The 19,723-nt window shown below is 36.9% G+C and carries 11 protein-coding genes and 2 tRNA genes; 6 read left to right on the forward strand and 7 right to left on the reverse strand.

Annotated features, from left to right (window positions below):
* Window positions 1-85: 85 nt before the first annotated feature.
* Together LZF87_RS05115 and LZF87_RS05120 are read right to left on the reverse strand one after the other, a co-directional pair.
* Window positions 86-162, reverse strand: a tRNA-Asp gene (locus tag LZF87_RS05115).
* A gap of 86 nt (window positions 163-248) precedes the next feature.
* Complete coding sequence (locus LZF87_RS05120; protein WP_244342238.1) at window positions 249-1,175, reverse strand: DUF58 domain-containing protein; 927 nt, start codon at window positions 1,173-1,175, stop codon at window positions 249-251.
* A 79-nt stretch (window positions 1,176-1,254) separates the two neighbouring features.
* Here LZF87_RS05120 and LZF87_RS05125 point away from each other — a divergent pair, with 79 nt between their 5' ends.
* Together LZF87_RS05125 and LZF87_RS05130 are read left to right on the forward strand one after the other, a co-directional pair.
* A complete protein-coding gene (locus LZF87_RS05125) occupies window positions 1,255-1,617 on the forward strand; it encodes a nuclear transport factor 2 family protein (protein ID WP_244342240.1) in 363 nt (120 codons plus the stop codon).
* A 152-nt stretch (window positions 1,618-1,769) separates the two neighbouring features.
* A complete protein-coding gene (locus tag LZF87_RS05130) occupies window positions 1,770-4,559 on the forward strand; it encodes an AsmA family protein (RefSeq protein WP_262917908.1) in 2,790 nt (929 codons plus the stop codon).
* 4 nt (window positions 4,560-4,563) lie between these two features.
* Here the strand turns inward: LZF87_RS05130 and LZF87_RS05135 are convergent, their stop codons facing one another.
* Both LZF87_RS05135 and LZF87_RS05140 read right to left on the reverse strand, forming a co-directional pair.
* Window positions 4,564-5,367, reverse strand: coding sequence for a DUF4239 domain-containing protein (locus tag LZF87_RS05135; RefSeq protein ID WP_244342244.1), 804 nt, complete (start codon window positions 5,365-5,367; stop codon window positions 4,564-4,566).
* Between the two features lie 222 nt (window positions 5,368-5,589).
* Window positions 5,590-5,662, reverse strand: a tRNA-Phe gene (locus tag LZF87_RS05140).
* A 130-nt stretch (window positions 5,663-5,792) separates the two neighbouring features.
* On the opposite strand from LZF87_RS05140, the gene LZF87_RS05145 reads away from it, so the two are divergent.
* The 4 genes from LZF87_RS05145 (at window position 5,793) to LZF87_RS05160 (ending at window position 10,737) form a co-directional block, all read left to right on the forward strand.
* Window positions 5,793-6,527, forward strand: coding sequence for a type III pantothenate kinase (locus LZF87_RS05145; RefSeq protein ID WP_244342246.1), 735 nt, complete (start codon window positions 5,793-5,795; stop codon window positions 6,525-6,527).
* Window positions 6,520-7,773 carry a hypothetical protein gene (locus LZF87_RS05150; RefSeq protein ID WP_244342248.1) on the forward strand — a complete coding sequence of 418 codons (1,254 nt, stop codon included), beginning with the start codon at window positions 6,520-6,522 and terminating at the stop codon, window positions 7,771-7,773. Before LZF87_RS05145 ends, LZF87_RS05150 begins: the two co-directional genes overlap by 8 nt.
* A 51-nt stretch (window positions 7,774-7,824) precedes the next feature.
* On the forward strand, window positions 7,825-8,349 hold the full coding sequence (lptC, locus tag LZF87_RS05155; protein WP_244342250.1) for an LPS export ABC transporter periplasmic protein LptC: 525 nt from the start codon (window positions 7,825-7,827) through the stop codon (window positions 8,347-8,349).
* A gap of 285 nt (window positions 8,350-8,634) precedes the next feature.
* Complete coding sequence (locus tag LZF87_RS05160) at window positions 8,635-10,737, forward strand: peptidylprolyl isomerase (protein ID WP_244342252.1); 2,103 nt, start codon at window positions 8,635-8,637, stop codon at window positions 10,735-10,737.
* Window positions 10,738-10,791: 54 nt separating this feature from the next.
* On the opposite strand, the gene LZF87_RS05165 is transcribed toward LZF87_RS05160, so the two are convergent.
* From LZF87_RS05165 to LZF87_RS05175, 3 genes are read right to left on the reverse strand one after another with little or no spacing between them, the layout of a single operon-like run.
* A complete protein-coding gene (locus LZF87_RS05165) occupies window positions 10,792-11,706 on the reverse strand; it encodes a GYDIA family GHMP kinase (RefSeq protein WP_244342256.1) in 915 nt (304 codons plus the stop codon).
* Between the two features lie 6 nt (window positions 11,707-11,712).
* Window positions 11,713-13,029 (reverse strand): hydroxymethylglutaryl-CoA reductase, degradative, encoded by a 1,317-nt coding sequence (locus LZF87_RS05170; protein ID WP_244342260.1) that lies wholly within the window; start codon window positions 13,027-13,029, stop codon window positions 11,713-11,715.
* Between the two features lie 54 nt (window positions 13,030-13,083).
* Window positions 13,084-19,590, reverse strand: coding sequence for a PAS domain S-box protein (locus tag LZF87_RS05175; protein WP_244342268.1), 6,507 nt, complete (start codon window positions 19,588-19,590; stop codon window positions 13,084-13,086).
* Window positions 19,591-19,723 lie beyond the last annotated feature (133 nt).

Consider the following 19,723-nt stretch of genomic DNA (forward strand, 5'->3'; position numbering starts at 1 on the left):
TACCTAAACAACACAACTGTTTTTAATTTTGTTTCTGAGGGCAAAAAAGCCTTTCTTTCGAAAGGCTTTTTACTCTACATTTGACTGGCGGTCTGGACGGGACTCGAACCCGCGACCCCATGCGTGACAGGCATGTATTCTAACCAACTGAACTACCAAACCAGTGCTTTATTGCGGATGCAAATATACAATCATTTTCAAGTCTTCCAAATGTTTTGGCGAAAATAATTTTGTTTTTTCTGATTCGTTTATCTAAACTTTTGTTTTTCAATAAGATAGGTGGTTAATATTTTTTCGAATTTTTCATCTACAGAAACGGGAACGTATTTTATTTTATATTGTGAACAAGTGTTGGCTACTTTTTCAAAATAGGCTTCCACCAGTTTTTCATAGTCTTTTTTAATGTTTTCGGCAAAGAGGTTTACCTGTTCACCGGTTTCTACATCAATGAATTTTCTCGGCGCATTGTCAAAATCAAAATTGAATTCTGTTTTCTTGTCGATAACATGGAACAGAACCACCTTATGTTTATTGTGTTTTAAATGCTGCAGTGCTTTAAAAAGTCGTTCGTCATCTTCGCCCTGAAACATATCGGTGAACAAAATAATCATGGAACGGCGGTGCATTTTTTCGGCAATATGATGTAAATACGTGATAGTGTCTGTTCTTTTGGCTTCTTTCGGTGTTTGTAAAATCGATTCCAGCTGGTTTAAAAGCATGCGATGATGGCGCTCGCTTCCTTTTTCCGGAGCATAATAGTCATAGGTGTCGGAATAAATGCTCAACCCAACGGCATCCCGTTGTTTTTTCAAAAGATTCATCAAAACAGCCGAAGCCAGAACGGAAAACCCGATTTTATTTTCATAGAAAAATTGCCCGTCTTTCAGTTTCGGATAATGCATGGAAGACGAATTGTCGATAATTAAATGGCAACGCAAATTGGTTTCCTCTTCAAAGCGTTTTGTATACAATCGATCAGTTTTGGCGTATAATTTCCAGTCGATGTGTTTGGTGCTTTCTCCTGCATTGTAGATTTTGTGTTCGGCAAATTCAGCAGAAAAACCATGAAACGGACTCTTATGCATTCCGGAAATGAAGCCCTCCACAATCTGGTTGGCTAGAAGTTCCAGATGTTCAAAACGGGATATTTTTTCTATTTGATTGTCAATCTTCATAGTTTCAAAGATAAGAAAAAAAGGAGTGATGTAAATTTGGATTTTATTTCCAATATTTGCGCTATTAATACAATTCAATATGAGTCCGGATACATTACAATCGATTGCCTTTCGTTGGTTTGAAGCGTTCAATGCGAAACAGTTGGAAAAATTATTGGCCCTTTATGATGATGAGGCACAGCACTTCAGTCCTAAATTAAAAATCCGTAAACCGGAGACTAACGGGCTGGTTGTCGGAAAAGATGCCATGCGTGATTGGTGGCAGGATGCCTTCGATCGTTTGCCGAGCCTTCATTATAAAGTCACTTCGTTAACCGCAAATACGGACAGGGTTTTTATGGAATACATACGTAAGGTAGATGGTGAAGAAGATATGCTGGTAGCAGAAGTCCTGGAAGTTCGTGATGGAAAGATTATTGCCTCAAGAGTTTATCACGGATAAAATTTTATTTATATGGAGGTAGATCTTCGATTGAATAGAGGAGGGATTAGTTCCCTCTTTTTTTATTCTCTTAATGAAGCATTTTAACGAATATATAAGGCGTTAGGTAGGTAAATACATTATAAAACGAAATGACTTTGTAATTTTGTAATATGGAGTCGAATCGTAAGGGTTTATTAGTCAAGTTTTTAAAAGTCTCTTTTATAGCGATCGCTTCCTTATTGCTTCTTATGTACTTATTGCCAATTTTGTTCCCCGGTAAAATAGGTCAGGAGGTTAGGGGGGTGGCTAATAAAAGACTGAAAGGCGAATTGAATTTTAGCAAAGCCAATCTTTCATTCTTCAAACATTTTCCTTCATTAACACTTACGGTGGAGGATTTCTCTTTAAAAGGATCGTCACCTTTTACCAAGCAGAATCTGGTTTCTTCGGAAGAAGTTTCTTTTGGAATCAATATTAAGTCGCTTATTTTTGGAGGAGAGGTTAAAATCGATGAGATTTTCATTTCTAAGGCCGACATACATATCAGAATAAATGAAAAAGGTGAGGCGAATTACAATGTTTATGTTTCCGAAACTAAAAAAGAAAAAGATACTTCGACGGCTTCCCTTCGGCTTGATAAAATAGTTATTCAGGACAGTCGTTTAGTGTATGATGATAAATCCTCTGAAATTCTCATTAATGCCAAAGGGCTTGAGTATATCGGAAAAGGCGATTTGCATGAGGCAATTTTTGATTTGAAAACCGATGCGTCCATTGCTTCCTTTGACCTTGTTTTTGAAGGGGAGGAATATCTTAAGCATAAAAAAGTGGATGCGGAATTGATTACCAGAATTAATACCAATTCGCTGGAATTCGTTTTTCAGCAGAACAATCTGATTTTAAACAAGCTTCCTATTGATTTTATAGGAAAACTAAACATCCTTAAGAGTGGCTATGATATTGATTTGCAGGTAAAATCACAAAACAGTGAGTTGCACGATTTTTTTACGGCATTGCCTCCTCAATACATAAAATGGTTGGAACAAACCGAAATGAGCGGCAAAACCGATTTTTTACTTGTTTTTAAAGGGATTTCAGATGAATCTAAAAACCAAAATCCGGATTTGATGTTTAACATGAAGGTACGCGATGGCTTTGTTTCGTATAAAAAAGCCAATATTCCGGCATCAAATATTTACTTGAATTTTGATGCAAAAGTCCCTGCGTTAAATACTGGCAATATGTATGTTAAAGTTGATTCGCTGTTTTTTAATGTCGGTAAAGATTATTTCAGCGGAATTGCTGAGGTGAAGGGAATGGAAACGCCTGATATCAATGCTAAAATAAAATCGCAGCTCGATTTAGGGAAACTGCATCGTGCGATAGGAATTCAGAATATGAGTTTTAAAGGGATTTTGAAATCGGATATCAGGGCAAATGGGAAATTTGACCAAAAAGCCCGTCTCTTTCCGGTGACTAAGGGAGATTTGGTATTACAGAATGCGGCGATAAAAACAGAGTATTATCCGAACCCGATTGAAAACATAAACCTTAATGCATCTGTCTTAAATACAACAGGGAAGTATAAGGATTTACAAGTAGCTATTAAACCTGGGCAATTCAATTTCGAAGGAAAGCCGATTTTTATTGATGCAGATCTGAAGAATTTCGATGACATTGTATATGATATCAAGGCCAAAGGAGAATTGGATTTAGGGCGTATTTATAAAGTTTTCTCCAGAAAAGATTTGGATGTACAGGGTAATGTGAAAGCAGATTTGAGTCTGAAGGGAACACAGAGTGATGCGGTAAATGGCAATTATAACAGGCTGAACAATAAAGGGACTTTGGTATTACATAATATCAGAACAAAATCGGACTACCTGCCTTTGCCGTTTGTTATCAAAGAAGGTTTGTTTACTTTCAATCAGAATGATATGAATTTTAAAGATTTCCGTGCTGTTTACGGTCAGTCTGATTTTAGAATGAATGGTAAAATGCAGAATGTCATCAATTTTATCATGTCGGATAAAGCTGTTCTAAAAGGGGAATTCACGGTTGATTCTGATTATATCAATGTGGATGAATTTATGACATCTGTGTCGGCGGATTCTGTAAGTGTTGAAACGTCAGGCGAAAATCTTCCGAAAAAAGAGGTTGCAGGAACAGGTGTTGTGGTGATTCCTTCCAATTATGATTTTGATCTGAAGGCCAGGGCTCAAAAAGTCAATTTTCAGGGATTGAATATTGATAAACTGAATGGGGGATTAGTGATGAAGGATGGAACGATTAAGATGAAAGATACGAAGTTTGCGATGATCGGAAGTCCGTTTGCGATGAATGCAACATATGCTGCACTATCGACTCAAAAAGCGGCTTTTGACTATTCGATAAAGGCGGAAGATTTTGATGTTAAAAAAGCCTACAACGAAATCAAGATGTTTCGAGAAATGGCTTCTGCGGCTGAAAGTGCTGAAGGAATTGTTTCTTTGGATTATAAGATTGGCGGTCATTTGGATGGGAATATGGATCCGATCTATCCGTCGTTGAAAGGTGGAGGAGTTTTGTCGGTTCGGGATGTAAAAATGAAAGGTTATAAATTGTTTAATACGGTTGGAAGTAAAACGAATCACGATGAGATCAAGGACCCTAAGCTTTCGAAAATCGATATAAAAACCACTGTCAAAAATAATATTATGACTATTGAGCGCTTTAAATTTAAAGTTTCCGGATTTCGTCCGAGAATAGAAGGGCAGGTTTCCCTTGACGGAAAACTGAATTTAAAGATGCGTTTGGGATTGCCACCGTTTGGGATTATAGGAATTCCAATTACTATTACCGGAACTCAGGAGAATCCTAAGGTAAAAATCGGTAAAGAAACCGAAGATCTGGAAGAAAAGGAATATGATGGAGAGATTACCGGTACGGGTGTTGCTGTAAACAGCAGTATTAAACAATAGGATTTTAATCTGTCTTTTTTGAATTGATAAATTTCTGAAAATCAATCATCGGCTGTTGGGAAACCTTGATGAAATTGTTTCCCGGACGATCCAGTACTGCAATCAAAGTTATGACAATCGAAAAAGAGAGTGCTAAGATAGGGGTTGACCATGATCGTGTGGAATCGGCAATGGCTGTCCGGTATCCAACTGAAAACATGGAGAGAATGAAGAGAACATAAAGCACAAACCAAAATCCGTTTGGAATTCTGGCTTGCCAGGAGATAGCCACCCTTTTATAGTGCATGTTGGTCATTTCGTTTACAGATTCAACGTATAAAGCACCTATATCCGAGTTTAGATCTTTTTTCCCATTGGCAACCGCTATATCGAAAAGTTGGGTGTGTATTTTTATGGACTGATCGATTGCTTTTTCGATTCGTATCGTTTTCTCTTTAAAAGATTCGTTGCCGCGTGGGAGATTAACGCGTATCGCCACATATTCTTTAATTAAGTTTTGACTTTTAATGCGGTTTGCCTCATCTAGAAACTCCGATCTGAGCCATACATCCCTAATTGCAGCCGCTTCATCGCGTACAATGGCTTTTTTTGTATCATATCGTTCGGAGACGATGTTAAAGGTGAAAACCAAAATAAATGCCAATAATCCCAAGATAGAACCCGAAATACCTGATACAGGTGATTCTTTTTCTTCGATGGATTTTTTGTGGACTTTGGCGCCAATTCGATAGCCTCCTTCAATACAAAGAACTACCAACAGGCATGTCAGTAAAAAAAAGAGCCAAATAGGAATGTAGTCTAATGTCATAAACTATCTTGATTAAAAGTAGAAGTGAATACTGATTGGCTTTCGCTACTTAAAAGTACGAAAAAATTGTAAATTAATTGTTTACTGAATTGCGTTTAAGTGTCTGGTAGTTGGTCAGATGCTAAGGTCTGTCTGAAAATAGGAAGAAGATGCGTTGTGTAGCCGGTGACTTTCTAGTGGAATAAAAACAAAAAAACCACTCGTAAAGAGTGGTTTTTGTTGTGGTGCCTCCAGGAATCGAACCAGGGACACATGGATTTTCAGTCCATTGCTCTACCAACTGAGCTAAGGCACCATTATGTCTGCTTTCGTTAAGCGTGTGTTGCTTGCTGATTGCGAGTGCAAATATAGAGTCATTTTTCATTTATCCAAAACAATTTTTTAAAAAAATCAATTTGTATCTTTGTTTTCACAATCCAAGAAATATGCTTTTAGCCGTCGATGTGGGGAATACCCGAATTAAAGTTGCTGTCTTTGAGAAACATACCGTTTTGACTCAAGATGTTTTTTTGAGAGAAGAGGCACAAAAAAAAATTGAAAATATTTTTAAAAAAAATCCAAAAATTACTGAATCGGTACTTTCATCGGTCGGAAAACTCGATGATGAGGTTGTTGATTTGCTAAAAAAACACTCTGTTCTGAATGTGATTTCTTCCGAAACTCATTTCCCTTTTCAAAATAATTACGAAACACCAAAAACTTTGGGTGTAGATCGAATGGTTCTTGCATCGGGTGCGACTCTTATGTATCCGAATCAAAACCGATTGATAATTGATGCGGGTACCTGCATTACTTATGATTTTGTTACAGCTGACGATGTTTATCTTGGTGGGGCCATTTCACCAGGGTTGCGATTGCGTTATGAAGCCCTTCACAATTATACGGCCAAATTGCCGTTACTTGAGTTGGAACAGCCGGTTCATTATATCGGGAATTCTACTAAAGAGGCTATACATTCTGGAGTTGTTAACGGAATTTTAAATGAAATCGACGGATTTGTAAGTCAATACCGTCAGCAATATCAAGTTTTAACAGTAATTTTAACAGGAGGCGATGCCGAATTTTTGGCTAAAAACATAAAAAACACCATATTTGCCAATTCAAATTTTCTTTTGGAGAGTTTGAGCCATATACACTATTATAAAATCGAAAATGATTAAAAAGATAATTTTAGGCATTAGTTTGCTTTTTTCTGCTGGGCTTTTGGCTCAGGAAAGCGTAGCCTCACCTTATTCGTTCTATGGAATCGGAGATGCAAAGTTTAAAGGGACAAACGAAAACAGAGCCATGGGGAGTGTTGGGGTGTTTGTAGACAGTATCCACATCAATTTGCAAAATCCAGCATCCTATTCATTTTTAAAATATACTTCATTAACGATTGGTGCTACAAACATTAAAAGTACTTTTAAAACAGATTCAGAAAAGGAGAAAGCAAACAGAACTTCGATAGATTATCTTGCAATAGGCTTGCCTTTTGGTAAAGCAGCTGTAGGTTTCGGATTGGTTCCTTATACATCAGTGGGATATAATGTGCAAAACATTGTAACCGGTGAAGATACTAGGACTATTACAAATGAAGGTGAAGGAGGGCTTAATAAGGTTTTCTTAGGTGGTGCATACAAGATTACACCTAAATTGAGTTTTGGTGTTGATTTTCAGTATAACTTCGGAACAGTGGAAACATCTTCAGTTGTGTTCGTAACTACGCCTCAGGTGCCGCTGGGGTCACGAACTAAAGATAAAACGATTTACAGCGGTTTTGGTATGGTGACTGGGTTGTATTATCAGACTAAATTGCAAAATAAGCTTGAATGGTCCAGTAGTTTGACTTATACGCCTCCAACTAATCTGAATGCTGAAAAAACAAGAAATATTGCCACTGTTGTCTATGGCTTTAACGGTACCGAAATTGTTGATGATAATAAGGATATTGAGGTGCCGGATGCAAAAATAAAAGCGGCTTCAAAAGTGTCTGTGGGAACAGCATTTGGTAAGAGTAAAAAATGGTTTGTTGGTACAGAATTTACATTTCAGGACAGTAACGATTTAGGAAATCAGGGTAATTTGTCAAATGCAAGTTTTGAAAGTTCTACACGATTTGCTGTAGGGGGGTTTTATATTCCTAAATACAATTCATTCAGAAGTTATTTTGATCGCGTTGTGTACCGAGCAGGTTTCCGACATGAAAATACAGGATTGGTTCTTAATGATAAGACTATTAGGGATACTGCTGTTAGTATGGGATTTGGTTTTCCGGTGGGAGCCAGTATTTCCAATATTAACATAGGTTTGGAATACGGGAAAAAAGGAACAACGAGCAATAGCTTGATTCAGGAGAATTATTTTTCCATCAATGTTGGTTTGTCATTGAGCGACCGTTGGTTTATTAAGCCAAAATACGATTAATCTAAATCTAAGCAGATAGTGAGGGTTTTTCTTAAAAATAGCATAATTACATTGTTCACGGTATTAGCCGTGACTGTGTTTTTTTCGTGCGAAAGTAATTTTAAGGAAGTAAAGCGGATAAATTCCGTTGCGTTTTCTCCATCCGGAGAAGCGGATAATGTTGATTTGAAGTACACGGATTCTGGAAAAATCAAAGCGATATTGGTCAGTCCCAAAATGTTGGATTATTCGAATGCCAAATATCCGTTTACCGAATTTCCTAAAGGGATCCATGTAACCCTTTACGACGATAATCAGAAACAAAGTTTTGTGGATGCTGATTATGCCATTACTTATGCGCGAACGGATATTATCGATTTGCAGGGTAATGTGAAGATTACTTCCAGTGATGGGAAGTTGCTACAGACAGATCAGTTGTATTACGATCAAAAAAATGAATGGTTCTTTACGGAGAAACATTTTAAGTATACCGATGAAGCCGGCGGTTATTTAGAAGGGCCGGGTGTTGATTTCAGTAGGGATTTCAAGGTTTTTAACATGCAGAACAGTAGGGGAGAAGTAACTAAATTAGAATAAAGATGAAATTTTTACAATACATACATTACATGTATCTCATTATGGCAGTTTTATTTATTTATGATGGAATTGTCAGAGTGCAGAATAATGAAAATTCAATATTGAGTTTTCTTTTTGCGGCAGCTGCCGTATTTATGTTTTTCTTTAGAAGGCGTTTTTCTGAAAAAATTAAAAATAACAACAAATAATTCTAAAGTAAGGGGTAAAAAAATTTGCATACTATTTTATTATTTGATAGATAATTGTATTTTCGCCCACTGAATAAAAAATTTAACTAAAATAAAAATGGCAGTTTTATCAAAAATTAGACAACGTTCCATATTGCTTATTGCGGTGATTGGGTTTTGTTTATTGGCATTCGTTGTTGGTGATGTAATCCAAAACGGAGGTTTTAGTCAAACCTCAAGAAATGTAGGGAGCGTAAACGGTGAGGATATTTCGGCTCAGGAATTTTTACAGAAAGTTTCCATGGCGGAGAAAAACGGCCAGGGAACGAGTAATACTCAGGCTGCAAATGGCGTTTGGGAACAAGAAGTAAAAAGAATCCTTTTAGAAGGTGAGTACGAAAAATTAGGTTTGAAAATTGGAAAAGACCAATTATTGAACGTAATGAAGCAAAATCCTAACTTTGCTCAAAATCCACAGTTTTTAAATTCTGCCGGAATTTTCGACATTAATAAATTCAATGAATACTTAGCGACTATTAAAAGTTCTCAGCCGGAACAGTGGAATGCTTGGTTAGACTTTGAAAAACAAGTTGAGCAAATGGCTACTGAGCAGATGTATACAACCATGATCAAATCGGGATTGGTAACTACAAAAGTTGAGGCTAAAACGGCTTACGCTAATGAAAACAACAAAGTTGATTTTGATTATGTAACGGTTGCTTATTCTACAATTAAAGATGATCAGGTAAAAGTTTCTGATTCTGAAATCATGGATTTCATGAAAAAGAACGAGAAAAAATACAAGTCTGAAAATTCAAGAGATATCGAGTTCGTTTTCATCGAAAACAAACCTTCTGCAGCTGACGAAGCTGAAATGAAAACTACTATTAATGGTTTATTGTCAGGAAGAGTTGTTTACAATGATAAAACTGGTAAAAACGATACATTACCTGGATTTAAAGCAGCTGTTAACGCAGAAGAGTTTGTAAATGCAAATTCAGATATCAAATATGATTCTTCATATATAGCTAAAAAAGATTTACCGTTAGAAAACCAAGAGCAGTTATTCAACTTGCCACAAGGTGAAGTTTTCGGTCCATACATTTACAATGGCCACTACTGTTTATCTAAAATGTTAGGAAGACAATCAGGTTCTTCTGCAAAAGTTAGCCATATTTTACTATCTTATGAAGGAAGTAAAGCACCTGCTGCTGTTAAACGCACTAAAGAAGAGGCAAAAGCAAAAGCAGATGAGTTATTGGCTCAGGTTAAAGCTAATCCGGGAAGCTTCCCAATGTTAGCGATGATGAATACAGATGATACTGGTTCTAAACAAAACGGTGGATCTTATGATAACGTTACTAAAGGTCAGATGGTAAAACCATTTAATGATTTCTTATTCAATAATCCTGTTGGAGCAATGGGAATCGTTGAAACAGAATTCGGTTATCATGTTATTAAAGTTGACGCTAAATACGATGCAGTAAGATTAGCTACAGTGGCAAGAAAAATAGAGCCATCTGAAACTACTGCAGATCAGATTTATACTCAAGCTACTAAATTTGAAGCTGATGCTAACGAAAAAGATTTCGCAACAGTTGCTAAAGAGGCTAAATTAACTGTGAAACCGGCATCGGTGAAAGGTACAGATGAGTATCTTCCTGAAGTTGGTGCTCAAAGATCAGTTGTTACTTGGGCATTTAACAAAGACACTGAAGTAGGAGATGTTAAGAAATTTGACAACATGCAAGGACATATCATTGCTAGAGTTAAAGCTAAAAACGAAACTGGACTTATGTCAGTGGAGCAGGCAAAAACTATGGTGGAGCCTATCTTGAAAAATAAAAAGAAAGCAGAATTAATCAAAGCTAAGATGGCAGGTTCTACGCTAGAGGCTGTAGCACAAAAATCGGGTGCAACTATATCAAACGCTGTAGCAGTAGTTCTTGCTAATCCATCTATTCCAAACGCAGGTTACGAGCCAAAAGTTGTTGGTAAAGCATTTGGACTAGGTGCGGGTAAAACTTCTAAATTAATCGAAGGTGAAATGGGAGTTTTCATGATCAGAACAAAAGCAGTTGCTAATGCACCAGCTTTACCTGACTATACTACTTATGTAACAAGACTTAAATCTCAAAGTCAAGGTTCGGCTTCCGGAAGAGCAGTTACGGCTCTTAAGAATGCTGCTACTATCGAAGATAACAGAGTAGAATTTCAATAAGAAGAATTATTGATTGAATATAAATAAAAAACGCTCCTTTTTAGGAGCGTTTTTTTATTTTATCATATTTCTGTAAGGTACTACAATTGAAAAACCTTTTGTTTGAAAATATGGTGTGGGGTTTTCTTCAGATATCGCTAAGACAAAATCACCTCCCCAGGCTCCTAAACTTTTTACGGTGCCTGTAAAATCCGAAAAAAAGGCTTCTTTGACCGTTTGCATTTCCAGGACATGAGACATGGTTATTTCATGGAAATTGAGCGCTTCGGAAAACTCTAAAAGGCTTTCAGTGTTTATTACGATGTTTGTAATTGCGTCTATTTTTTCAATTATTTTTGCCATTTGTGGCCTTTTCTTAGAGTAAAATGCTATGGCTTCTTTACTGTTCTGTTTCTGATTTAAATACACAAAGTAAAGATTATCGGCGAAGGCAGGATTAAATTGAACTGGCGCTACTATAGGTTTATCGTTTTCCAGACAGTACAAAATTGGGGTGTCGTTTTGCGCACAGGCAATGTCATAACCGCTGCCTCCGAAACTTTTTCTCAACAGTTCAAAGGCGTCAATTTTTAGCCATTGGGCTATATTGTTAATCAGTGTGGAAGAAGTTCCCAGTCCCCAAAATCGTGGGAAAGTCAATTCGGTTACTATATTAAAACCTTCTGAATTATCCAGAAAGTCATTGTTTTGAAGATAAGCCTGATGTAGGATTTCAATCAGGGTATTTTTTATGCCTTGAGACGTATCAAAACTTGTTTTACGTTTTACATCATCAAATAAAATAGTGTCTTCAAACCAAATCGAACCGTCTGCATCAAAGCTCTTCCAGGAAATCATTTGGTTTTTCCCAGCTGAAACGTGAAGATATTGCCCTGATTTTGTAGGTAAAGCCAATGCCTTAGCGCCATCAAGAACCGAGTATTCTCCTGTTATTAGCAGTTTACCGTTACTGTAAAATGATTGTTTCACAAATTATTATTTTCTGATTTCTTCCAAATAAGAAACTACTGCGGAATGGGAAACCGTATGTTTTTCAAAATGTTTTGTTACCTGTTTTCGCTCCTCCTCATTGGCATTAAACTGATTTAAAATATTCATCAGGTGCATTTTCATATGTCCTGACTGGATTCCGGTTGTGGTCAATGAGCGCAAAGCGGCAAAATTTTGTGCCAGACCTGCAACAGCTACTATCTGCATTAATTCATGTGCAGAAGGGTTGCCGAGCATTTCCATCGACAGTTTTACAAGCGGATGCAGATTCGTCAGTCCGCCAACAGTTCCTAAAGCCAATGGGACTTCCATCCAAAAAGTAAAAACACCGTTTTCCACTTTGGCGTGCGAAAGACTTGAGTATTTTCCGTTTCTGGATGCATAGGCGTGTACGCCGGCTTCTACTGCTCTGAAATCGTTACCTGTGGCTAAAACGACAGCGTCAATTCCGTTCATGATGCCTTTGTTGTGTGTCACTGCGCGGAAAGGTTCTACTTCGGCAATTTGCACTGCGCGTATAAATTTTTCGGCAAATTCTTCCTGTGAGATATGTTTGTCTTCTTTAAGTTCGGAGACCAGACAGGAAACTTCGGCTCTGACAATACAGTTAGGAACGTAGTTTGACAAAATACTCATTACGACCTGAATGTTTTTTTCCTCTTCAGATAATATTGCACTCTTTTGAGCCTCTTCTTTTAATGTTTTGGCAAATTGTTCCAGACAGGAATTGATAAAATTTGCGCCCATGCTGTCTTTGGTTTCAAAGGTTGCATGCAATTGGTAATAGTTTTCTAATTCAGATGTTTTGTCGCGTAGTTCAATATCTAAAATGCCACCGCCCCGTTTTTGCATGTTTTTGGTGAGGCTTTCAGTTTCACTGAAAAATTTAGGTTTGATTTCTTTTATGAATTGATGCAGCGTTTCTTTATTTCCGTTGTAGATAAAATGAACCTGTCCTATTTTTTCAGAATTGATTACCGTAGCTTTAAATCCTCCACGATGCGACCAAAATTTTGCTGCCTTAGAAGCAGCAGCCACAACCGAACTTTCTTCTATGGCCATCGGGATGGTGTAGTTTTTTCCGTTGATTAAAAAATTGGGTGCCACACCTAGCGGCAAATAAAAATTGGTAATAGTATTTTCAATGAATTCGTCATGCAGTTTTTGTAAATCGGCATCAGAATTCCAATATTTTTTTAAAATTTTTATTGCTTCTGCCGGATTCGAAAAGTGTGTGTTTGCAATCCAATTTATTTTTTCGTCTTTCGATAGTTTCGAAAAACCGCTAACTGCTTTTGTCATTTTATTTCAGTTGAATACTTTTGAGTGCAAAGATACATTTTCAGGTATTATAAATTAATTTTTCAATTCATTAGTCCATTTGAGAAGCGCATTTTCAAGTACCTTTCTTTCAATGGGTTTAGTTATATAGTCATTCATTCCCATCGATTTGCATAATTCTTCTTCACCTTCAATAATCCCGGCTGTTAGCGCAATAATAATGGACTCTTTGTCTCTCTTCCGAATTTTTTGAGTCGCTTCATATCCGTTCATTAACGGCATTTGGATATCCATCAGTATGATTTCCGGATGATGGAGTTCAAACTGTTTCACGGCTTCAATTCCATTCACCGCTTCTAAAATGATTGCATTAGGAATGATTTTCTGAATCAGCGTTTTTGAAAGCAACATATTGATTTTATTGTCCTCCACGATAAGTACTTTGTAGGTGGCGTCTATTACAATAGCGTCAGCGCCCTTTTCTTTTTGTGGATACGTTTCTTGTGTTTCTTTGTTGTTTATTTCGTTGAGGACATGTTGTAATACATGTATTTTAACTGGTTTTACAATCGGTTTTATGATCGTGTTTTTAGGGTATTTAATTTCTGTCGAATTTGAATTTTGCATCAGAATGATTGGTTTTTCAAATTTTGATAGTTCATCAAGTCCCTTTTTTCCAATCAGTTCATAATCCGCCAAGAACAGATCGACTTCCGGGGTGTATTTATAAGCATTCTGATAATTTTTATTGACAAGCGATGCGATGTTATAGTGGTTCATCATTCGTTGGATAACCTGGCAATTGCTTGCATTATCGTCTATCAATAAAATTTTGGATATTTTATTGTTTTCGAGTTCATTCAGTGAGCCGCACGGTTTTGCTTTTACTTCCAAATCAAAGAAGAATATGGTGCCTCCGGTTGGACGGTCTTTAATTTGGAGTCCGCTGTTCATTAAGCGCAACAGGCTTTCTGAAATTGGGATTCCAAGTCCTGTACCGCCATATTTTCGTGTTGTGGAGTTGTCTTCCTGTGAAAATGCCTCGAATATTTTCTTTTTATTTTGCGGACGAATTCCGATACCTGTATCTTTTACCGAGAACTTCATTCGGAATTGATCATCATGAAGCGGTTCGTGCTTGATTTCAAGTTCTATTTCTCCCTCCTGAGTAAATTTAATGGCGTTGGAAAGCAGGTTGATGAGAATTTGTTTCAGTCGGATTTCATCAATCCAAATAAGGCAAGGGATGTTTTCATCAATATTTACAATAAGATCGAGTTTCTTCTCGTGTGCGGAATATTTAACCATATCAACAATCTGATTGATAAGGTCGTGTAAATTGGTTTTCGTTATGTAAAGTTCTAGTTTTCCGGCTTCAATTTTGGAAAGATCCAGAATATCGTTTACTATTTCCAGCAGGGCATCGGCCGACTGGTTTACCGTCACCATGTATTGTTCCTGTACCGAAGTCAGATTTGATTTCAATAACAGATTACTGAAGCCGATGATGCCGTTTAATGGTGTTCGGATTTCGTGGCTCATGTTGGCCAGGAATTGCGTTTTTGCTTTGTTGGCTGCCTGCGCAACTTCCTTTTCCTTGATGGCTTCCTGCATCTTTCTTTTTTCCGTTGTCTCAATTATAACGCCTTCAAGTTGCGGTATTTCATTCTCAGTCGCGATAACTTCACCGTATTCGTCTATCCAAGCAATTTCTCCGCTTTTTTTAACAAGGCGGCAGGAAATATGGAAAGGAACCCCATTTTTTACGGCATCGTCTATCTCTCTTCGAACCTGTTCTCTTTCCTCAGGGTGATACAATTCAAAGATGTCTATTTTGCCCTCAAAAAATTCTTCTCTGGAATAGCCCGTCAATTTTTCAATTTCATCGTTCAGGAAGAGTTTGGTTCTCTCGGGATTGTATTTAACCATATATACCGTTGCCGGAATATTGTTTGCTAATAAACGGAATTTTTCTTCACTTTCAGTTATGGCTTTTTCGTTATTGATTCGTTCAATTGTAGAGGCAAAGTTGTTGGTGAATGTCTGAAGGATGTTTATTTCATCTACTGCCCACTCTCTTTCCGTGATGCAGTCGTCGAAACCGATAAAACCATAAAGTACATTTTTTATGAACAGGGGTAAGATTAAGAAGGATTTTACGTTCTGATTTTCCAAAACGGTTTTAATTTCACCATCATTCATTGTTTTTACAATTGCCTGGTAAGGTTTGTTTTCAAAAAGGTCATTCGCAAATTTAGGGTATTCAGAAAGCGGGAAATTCTGTAGTTTATGATTCTCGAATTTATTGAATTCCGTGTTTCTTACCCATTGCAAACGCTGGCTGATTCTATTTGTGGCGGTGTCATTTTCAAAGTAATACAATCGGTCTGCTTTTGTTGCCTCGCCGATATAACCCATAGATTTTTCGAAAATTTCATTTAAACTATTACTTTTTAACAGTTCTTCAGTCGTTTTTGAAATAGAGGACAGGAGCTCACTTTTGTAAACGATAAGTTCTTCAGCGCTTTTTCTTTTCAGGGTCTCAATGGCCAAGGCGATGATATCCGAAACGGTTCTGGCAAAATTGATGTCATCACTTGTCCAGTTTCTTATTTCCTTGGTGTTTTCATAGCAGGTGATCCCCTTCAGTTCTCCTGAAACATAAATTGGAAAATCCAGTAAAGACTTTATGTCATATTTATCGAAGTAGTTTCCTAGGAATTCAGCGGTAATAGGGTCGGTTTTAACATCCGAAGCTACAATAAACGGTTGGGTTTCTATGGCATCGAAATATCGAGGGAAGTCAGTTTTGTATAAGGAAATGTCATTTGAAAAACAGTCGTTGTCCTTTTCATACATGCAAAACAGTTCGACCCCTTTTTCTGTTTTATTCCACAAGCTCACCCGGCTTATATCCAATGCCAATGAGGCCTCTTTAACAATATGCTGGATCAGTTTTTCCTGGCTTCCGTAAGTAAAGAAATTTAGTGTAGAGAGCTGATTCAACGTTTGATTTAGTAAGAGGTTTTTTTTCTGGCGCTGACTCTCCTCAATCTCAATTTTCTTTAGTTTGGTAATATCCCTTACGATTGCCGAATAACCTGTTATTTTTCCGTTTTCGTCTTTTTTTACGGTAACTTTCTGGGATACCCACATTTCTTCGCCATCGCTTTTTAAAATCGGGAACTCGATAATGTCAAAATCTGCTTGGTTTCCACTTTGTCTAATGTAGAAATCTTCAATAGTCTTTGCGTGTTCAGGCTTGATAAGGGTTGAAAAATGCTTTCCGATGAAAAAATCCGTCGGGTAACCTAACGATTTTTCAGCAAATTGATTTACAAAAGTGAAAAATCCTTTTTTGTCAACCTCGAAGATAATATCGGAAGCAAACTGAACCAAATTTCGGTATTGCTCCTCCACCATTATTTTGCCTGTGATGTCCTGTCCGTTGGCAACAAAAAGGTTATCACTGTATTTTTGGTCGGTCCACTGGATGTATTTATAATCTCCATTTTTACATCTCAATTTTCGGGTATACAGTGAATCCGGAACATATACATCGTTGTAGTCAATATCTTGGAATTCGGTATCTTGTGTCAGTTTCCAGAAATTTTCTCCCATTACTTCTTTGGGTGTGTATCCTAAAATCTTTTCGATGGATTTTCCGCAGAAGGTAAGTTTTCCTTTTCTGTCTGTTGCTATGGTTAATGAGTTCGAGTTGTTGATAATGCTGTTTGAAAACAAAAACTTGTCGTTATTGTTTAATATGGAAATACGTCTGGCATAATTAATAACCAAAACAATAAAGGAAGTGTTGATTAAGGTAATAATTTGTTCTGTTTCCGAAGGGATATTGAAAAGTAAAATTAGAAGGGAGGTCAGTAGTGCAATCACAAAGGCTGTATATTGTTTTACATTTTTAAATGCGCTATATGAGAAAAATAAAATCAGTAGAAACTCAGTATAGGTGATTAAGTCGAAAGGTTGTGAAGCAATTTTAGTAATGACATGAATAGAATAGCTGACTAAAATCAGAATAAATAAAGGTCTGAGATATTTGTCAAGCAGAGAAGATCTTTTGGATATTATATAAAGGGAAATGAAGAGTAACCCTATGAATAGGTTAGCTATTAATTCAGAGTTAGACCGCTTTATAAAATAGAGATTTATGATTTCTGTGAGCGGAAAAATGATCCCTAAAAAGAAAAAGAAAGTCTGTATTTCTTTGTTGTCTTCGCCTTTTTCCGAAAAATTCTTGATAAAATCTTTGTTGTAGGTGGAAGCGCGGTCAAAGATTAATTTCATGAACAGCCCAATGAAACAAAATACCGGAAGCAGGAACCACCACTTAAAGTAATACGGTGTGTCAATCCTAAAGGTATAGGATACAGGGGAACTTTTTATATTTCCAAGGTTGTCGACTAATCTTACCTGAAAGGTATAAAATCCGTATTTTAAATTGGAATAGGTAACCTCATTGGATTTGGAAGGGCTCGACCAATTTTGATCCGTTCCTTTTAAAAGAAAAGAATACATTAGCTCCTCATCTTCTAAATAATTAACCACTCCAAAGGTAAACGTGAGTTGGTTTTCCTGCGGATTAAAGGTATAGCCTTGCCTTGGGATATTAAACCAGTAGTTGTCGGTTTCATTTGAGTTTTTCCAGTTTTTTGATTGTTTGAAAACGTCGATATTGGTTATTTTTAATATCGGAGTGGATTTTGCCTTTGGCGTGTAGTTCGTTAAGTAGATGTAAAGGCCGTTGGCGGTCCCAAAAAACAGATTTCCATTGCTGTCCTGTGTTTGTGCCCTGGCATTGGTTTCCAAACCAGTGAATCCGTTTTCCGAATTATAGTTTAAGATGTTTTTGATTGTTCCGTCTTCGTCAACTGTGATTTTTGAAATCCCAAGGTTATGTCCCGTATAAATAGCCCCTTTTTTATCTGCCGAAAGCGTAAAAATAAATGTTGATGTAAGGCCATTTTTTGTGGTGTATTTTTTAACCTTTTTTTTGTTTACATAGTAAAGACCGTCGCCACTGGCAAACCAAAAATTACCAAAACTGTCTTTGCATGAGGTATTTATGGTTTTTCGGATAATTGGTTCAACGGAAAAAGTATTGGTTGTAGTTTCAGAAAGAAGGTATAGACCATTGTTTGTTCCTATGTACCATTGTTTTTCATTTAGAGGTTCCAGTGTGGTTACATTTTGGGATTGAAAAAGGTCGATGGGTTTAATGAGATTCTCATTCTTGTCTAATAAAAGCAGTCCTTTTGAATAGCCTACAAAATATCGTTTTTGATTGTCCTGCCAGATGAATCTAATGGATTTTTCTTCTGGGAGTTTTGCATTGACAGCCAAGGGAATGAGACCGCCTTCAGTAATTTTGAATAGCCCGTTAAGGGATCCGGCCAAAACTTCTTTTTTATGATTTTCGTATAATGCTGTCGCTCTTTCGAGCTGTGGATATTTTCTTTTGAGTTTAAGGTCTCCGTTTTGGTTGGGCTCGAAATAAAAGACTCCCTCGCTAACCGTTCCCGTATAAATCCCTTTTTCTGTGTTTAGAATGGAAAATATATAAGGAGTATTTAATTCCGGGACATTATTGTAATTGTAGAAGATTTGCGAGTGTGTTCTGTACAATCCGGTGCCGTAAGTGCCAAGGTAGAGTTGACTGCTTTTGTCCTGAAACATGCACAATACATTTTCTCCCGTAAAACCGTTGGTATTGTTTATAAAACTAAGGATATCTTTTTTGTACATGGCCAATCCTTGCTTTTTGTCTCCGGCCATCCAGACAAAACCACTTCTGCCAAGCAACATTTTTTTTATGAAAAAAGCTTCTTTGTTGGGAAGGACAATTTTGCTTTCTAATTGAGTATCATATGTGTCTTTTGCTAGGGAGGAGTGTCTCCAGACTTCACCTTTATGGTTTCCTATCAAGGCTTTGTCCTTGTCTGTGGATACAATGCAGGTGTATCCTGAAAACTGTTCGGGCTTAAATGGGCTTGCTGAATTGTTTTCAATTTTTAAGAGCCCTTCGTCGGTTCCGACAAAAAAGGTAAAGTGCTTGTCACAAAAAACGGAATTGATAGTTGTAGGTTTATCAAATTTGGCAATGGGCTCAATAGAATAGTCCTTTTTAAGCAGGAACATTTCTTTCTCTGTAAAACAATAAACACCATTCGGAGTTGCCAAAAGCCGTTGCACAAAGTTTCCTTTTAGATGAGCGTTGCTTCTGTCGAAATGTTTAATAAACTCTTTTCCGTTATAAACCAGCAGTCCGCTGTATTTTGTTGAAACTATGATATTAGCGTTGGTGTCTTCAACTAAATCAGTTACGAAAAATCCTTCACTTTTTTTTGATTTATCAATGATGTCGAAATTTTTTCCGTCGTAACGAACCAAGCCGGCACCGTCCGTACCAATCCATATGAGGTTACGACTGTCCTGAATTACAGCAAAGACAGTTGAAGAAGGAAGTCCGTTTTTTTGATTAAGTATTTCATAATCAAAAACTTGTCCAAAGGCGCCTTGGAGAAAAAACAGAAGATAGATACAAAGCGCAACTTTTTTTATCATAGTTCCGATTATTGTCTTTTGTTGGGAGGTTTAATATAGTAAATAAATTAATAGCTTTCCTACAGTCTGTAATTCAAATTTTTAATGAAGTATTTTTTGTCGATAAAAGACAAAAAATATCGACGATTAAACG

The sequence above is a fragment of the Flavobacterium enshiense genome (assembly GCF_022836875.1).
GTDB classification, from domain to species: domain Bacteria; phylum Bacteroidota; class Bacteroidia; order Flavobacteriales; family Flavobacteriaceae; genus Flavobacterium; species Flavobacterium enshiense_A.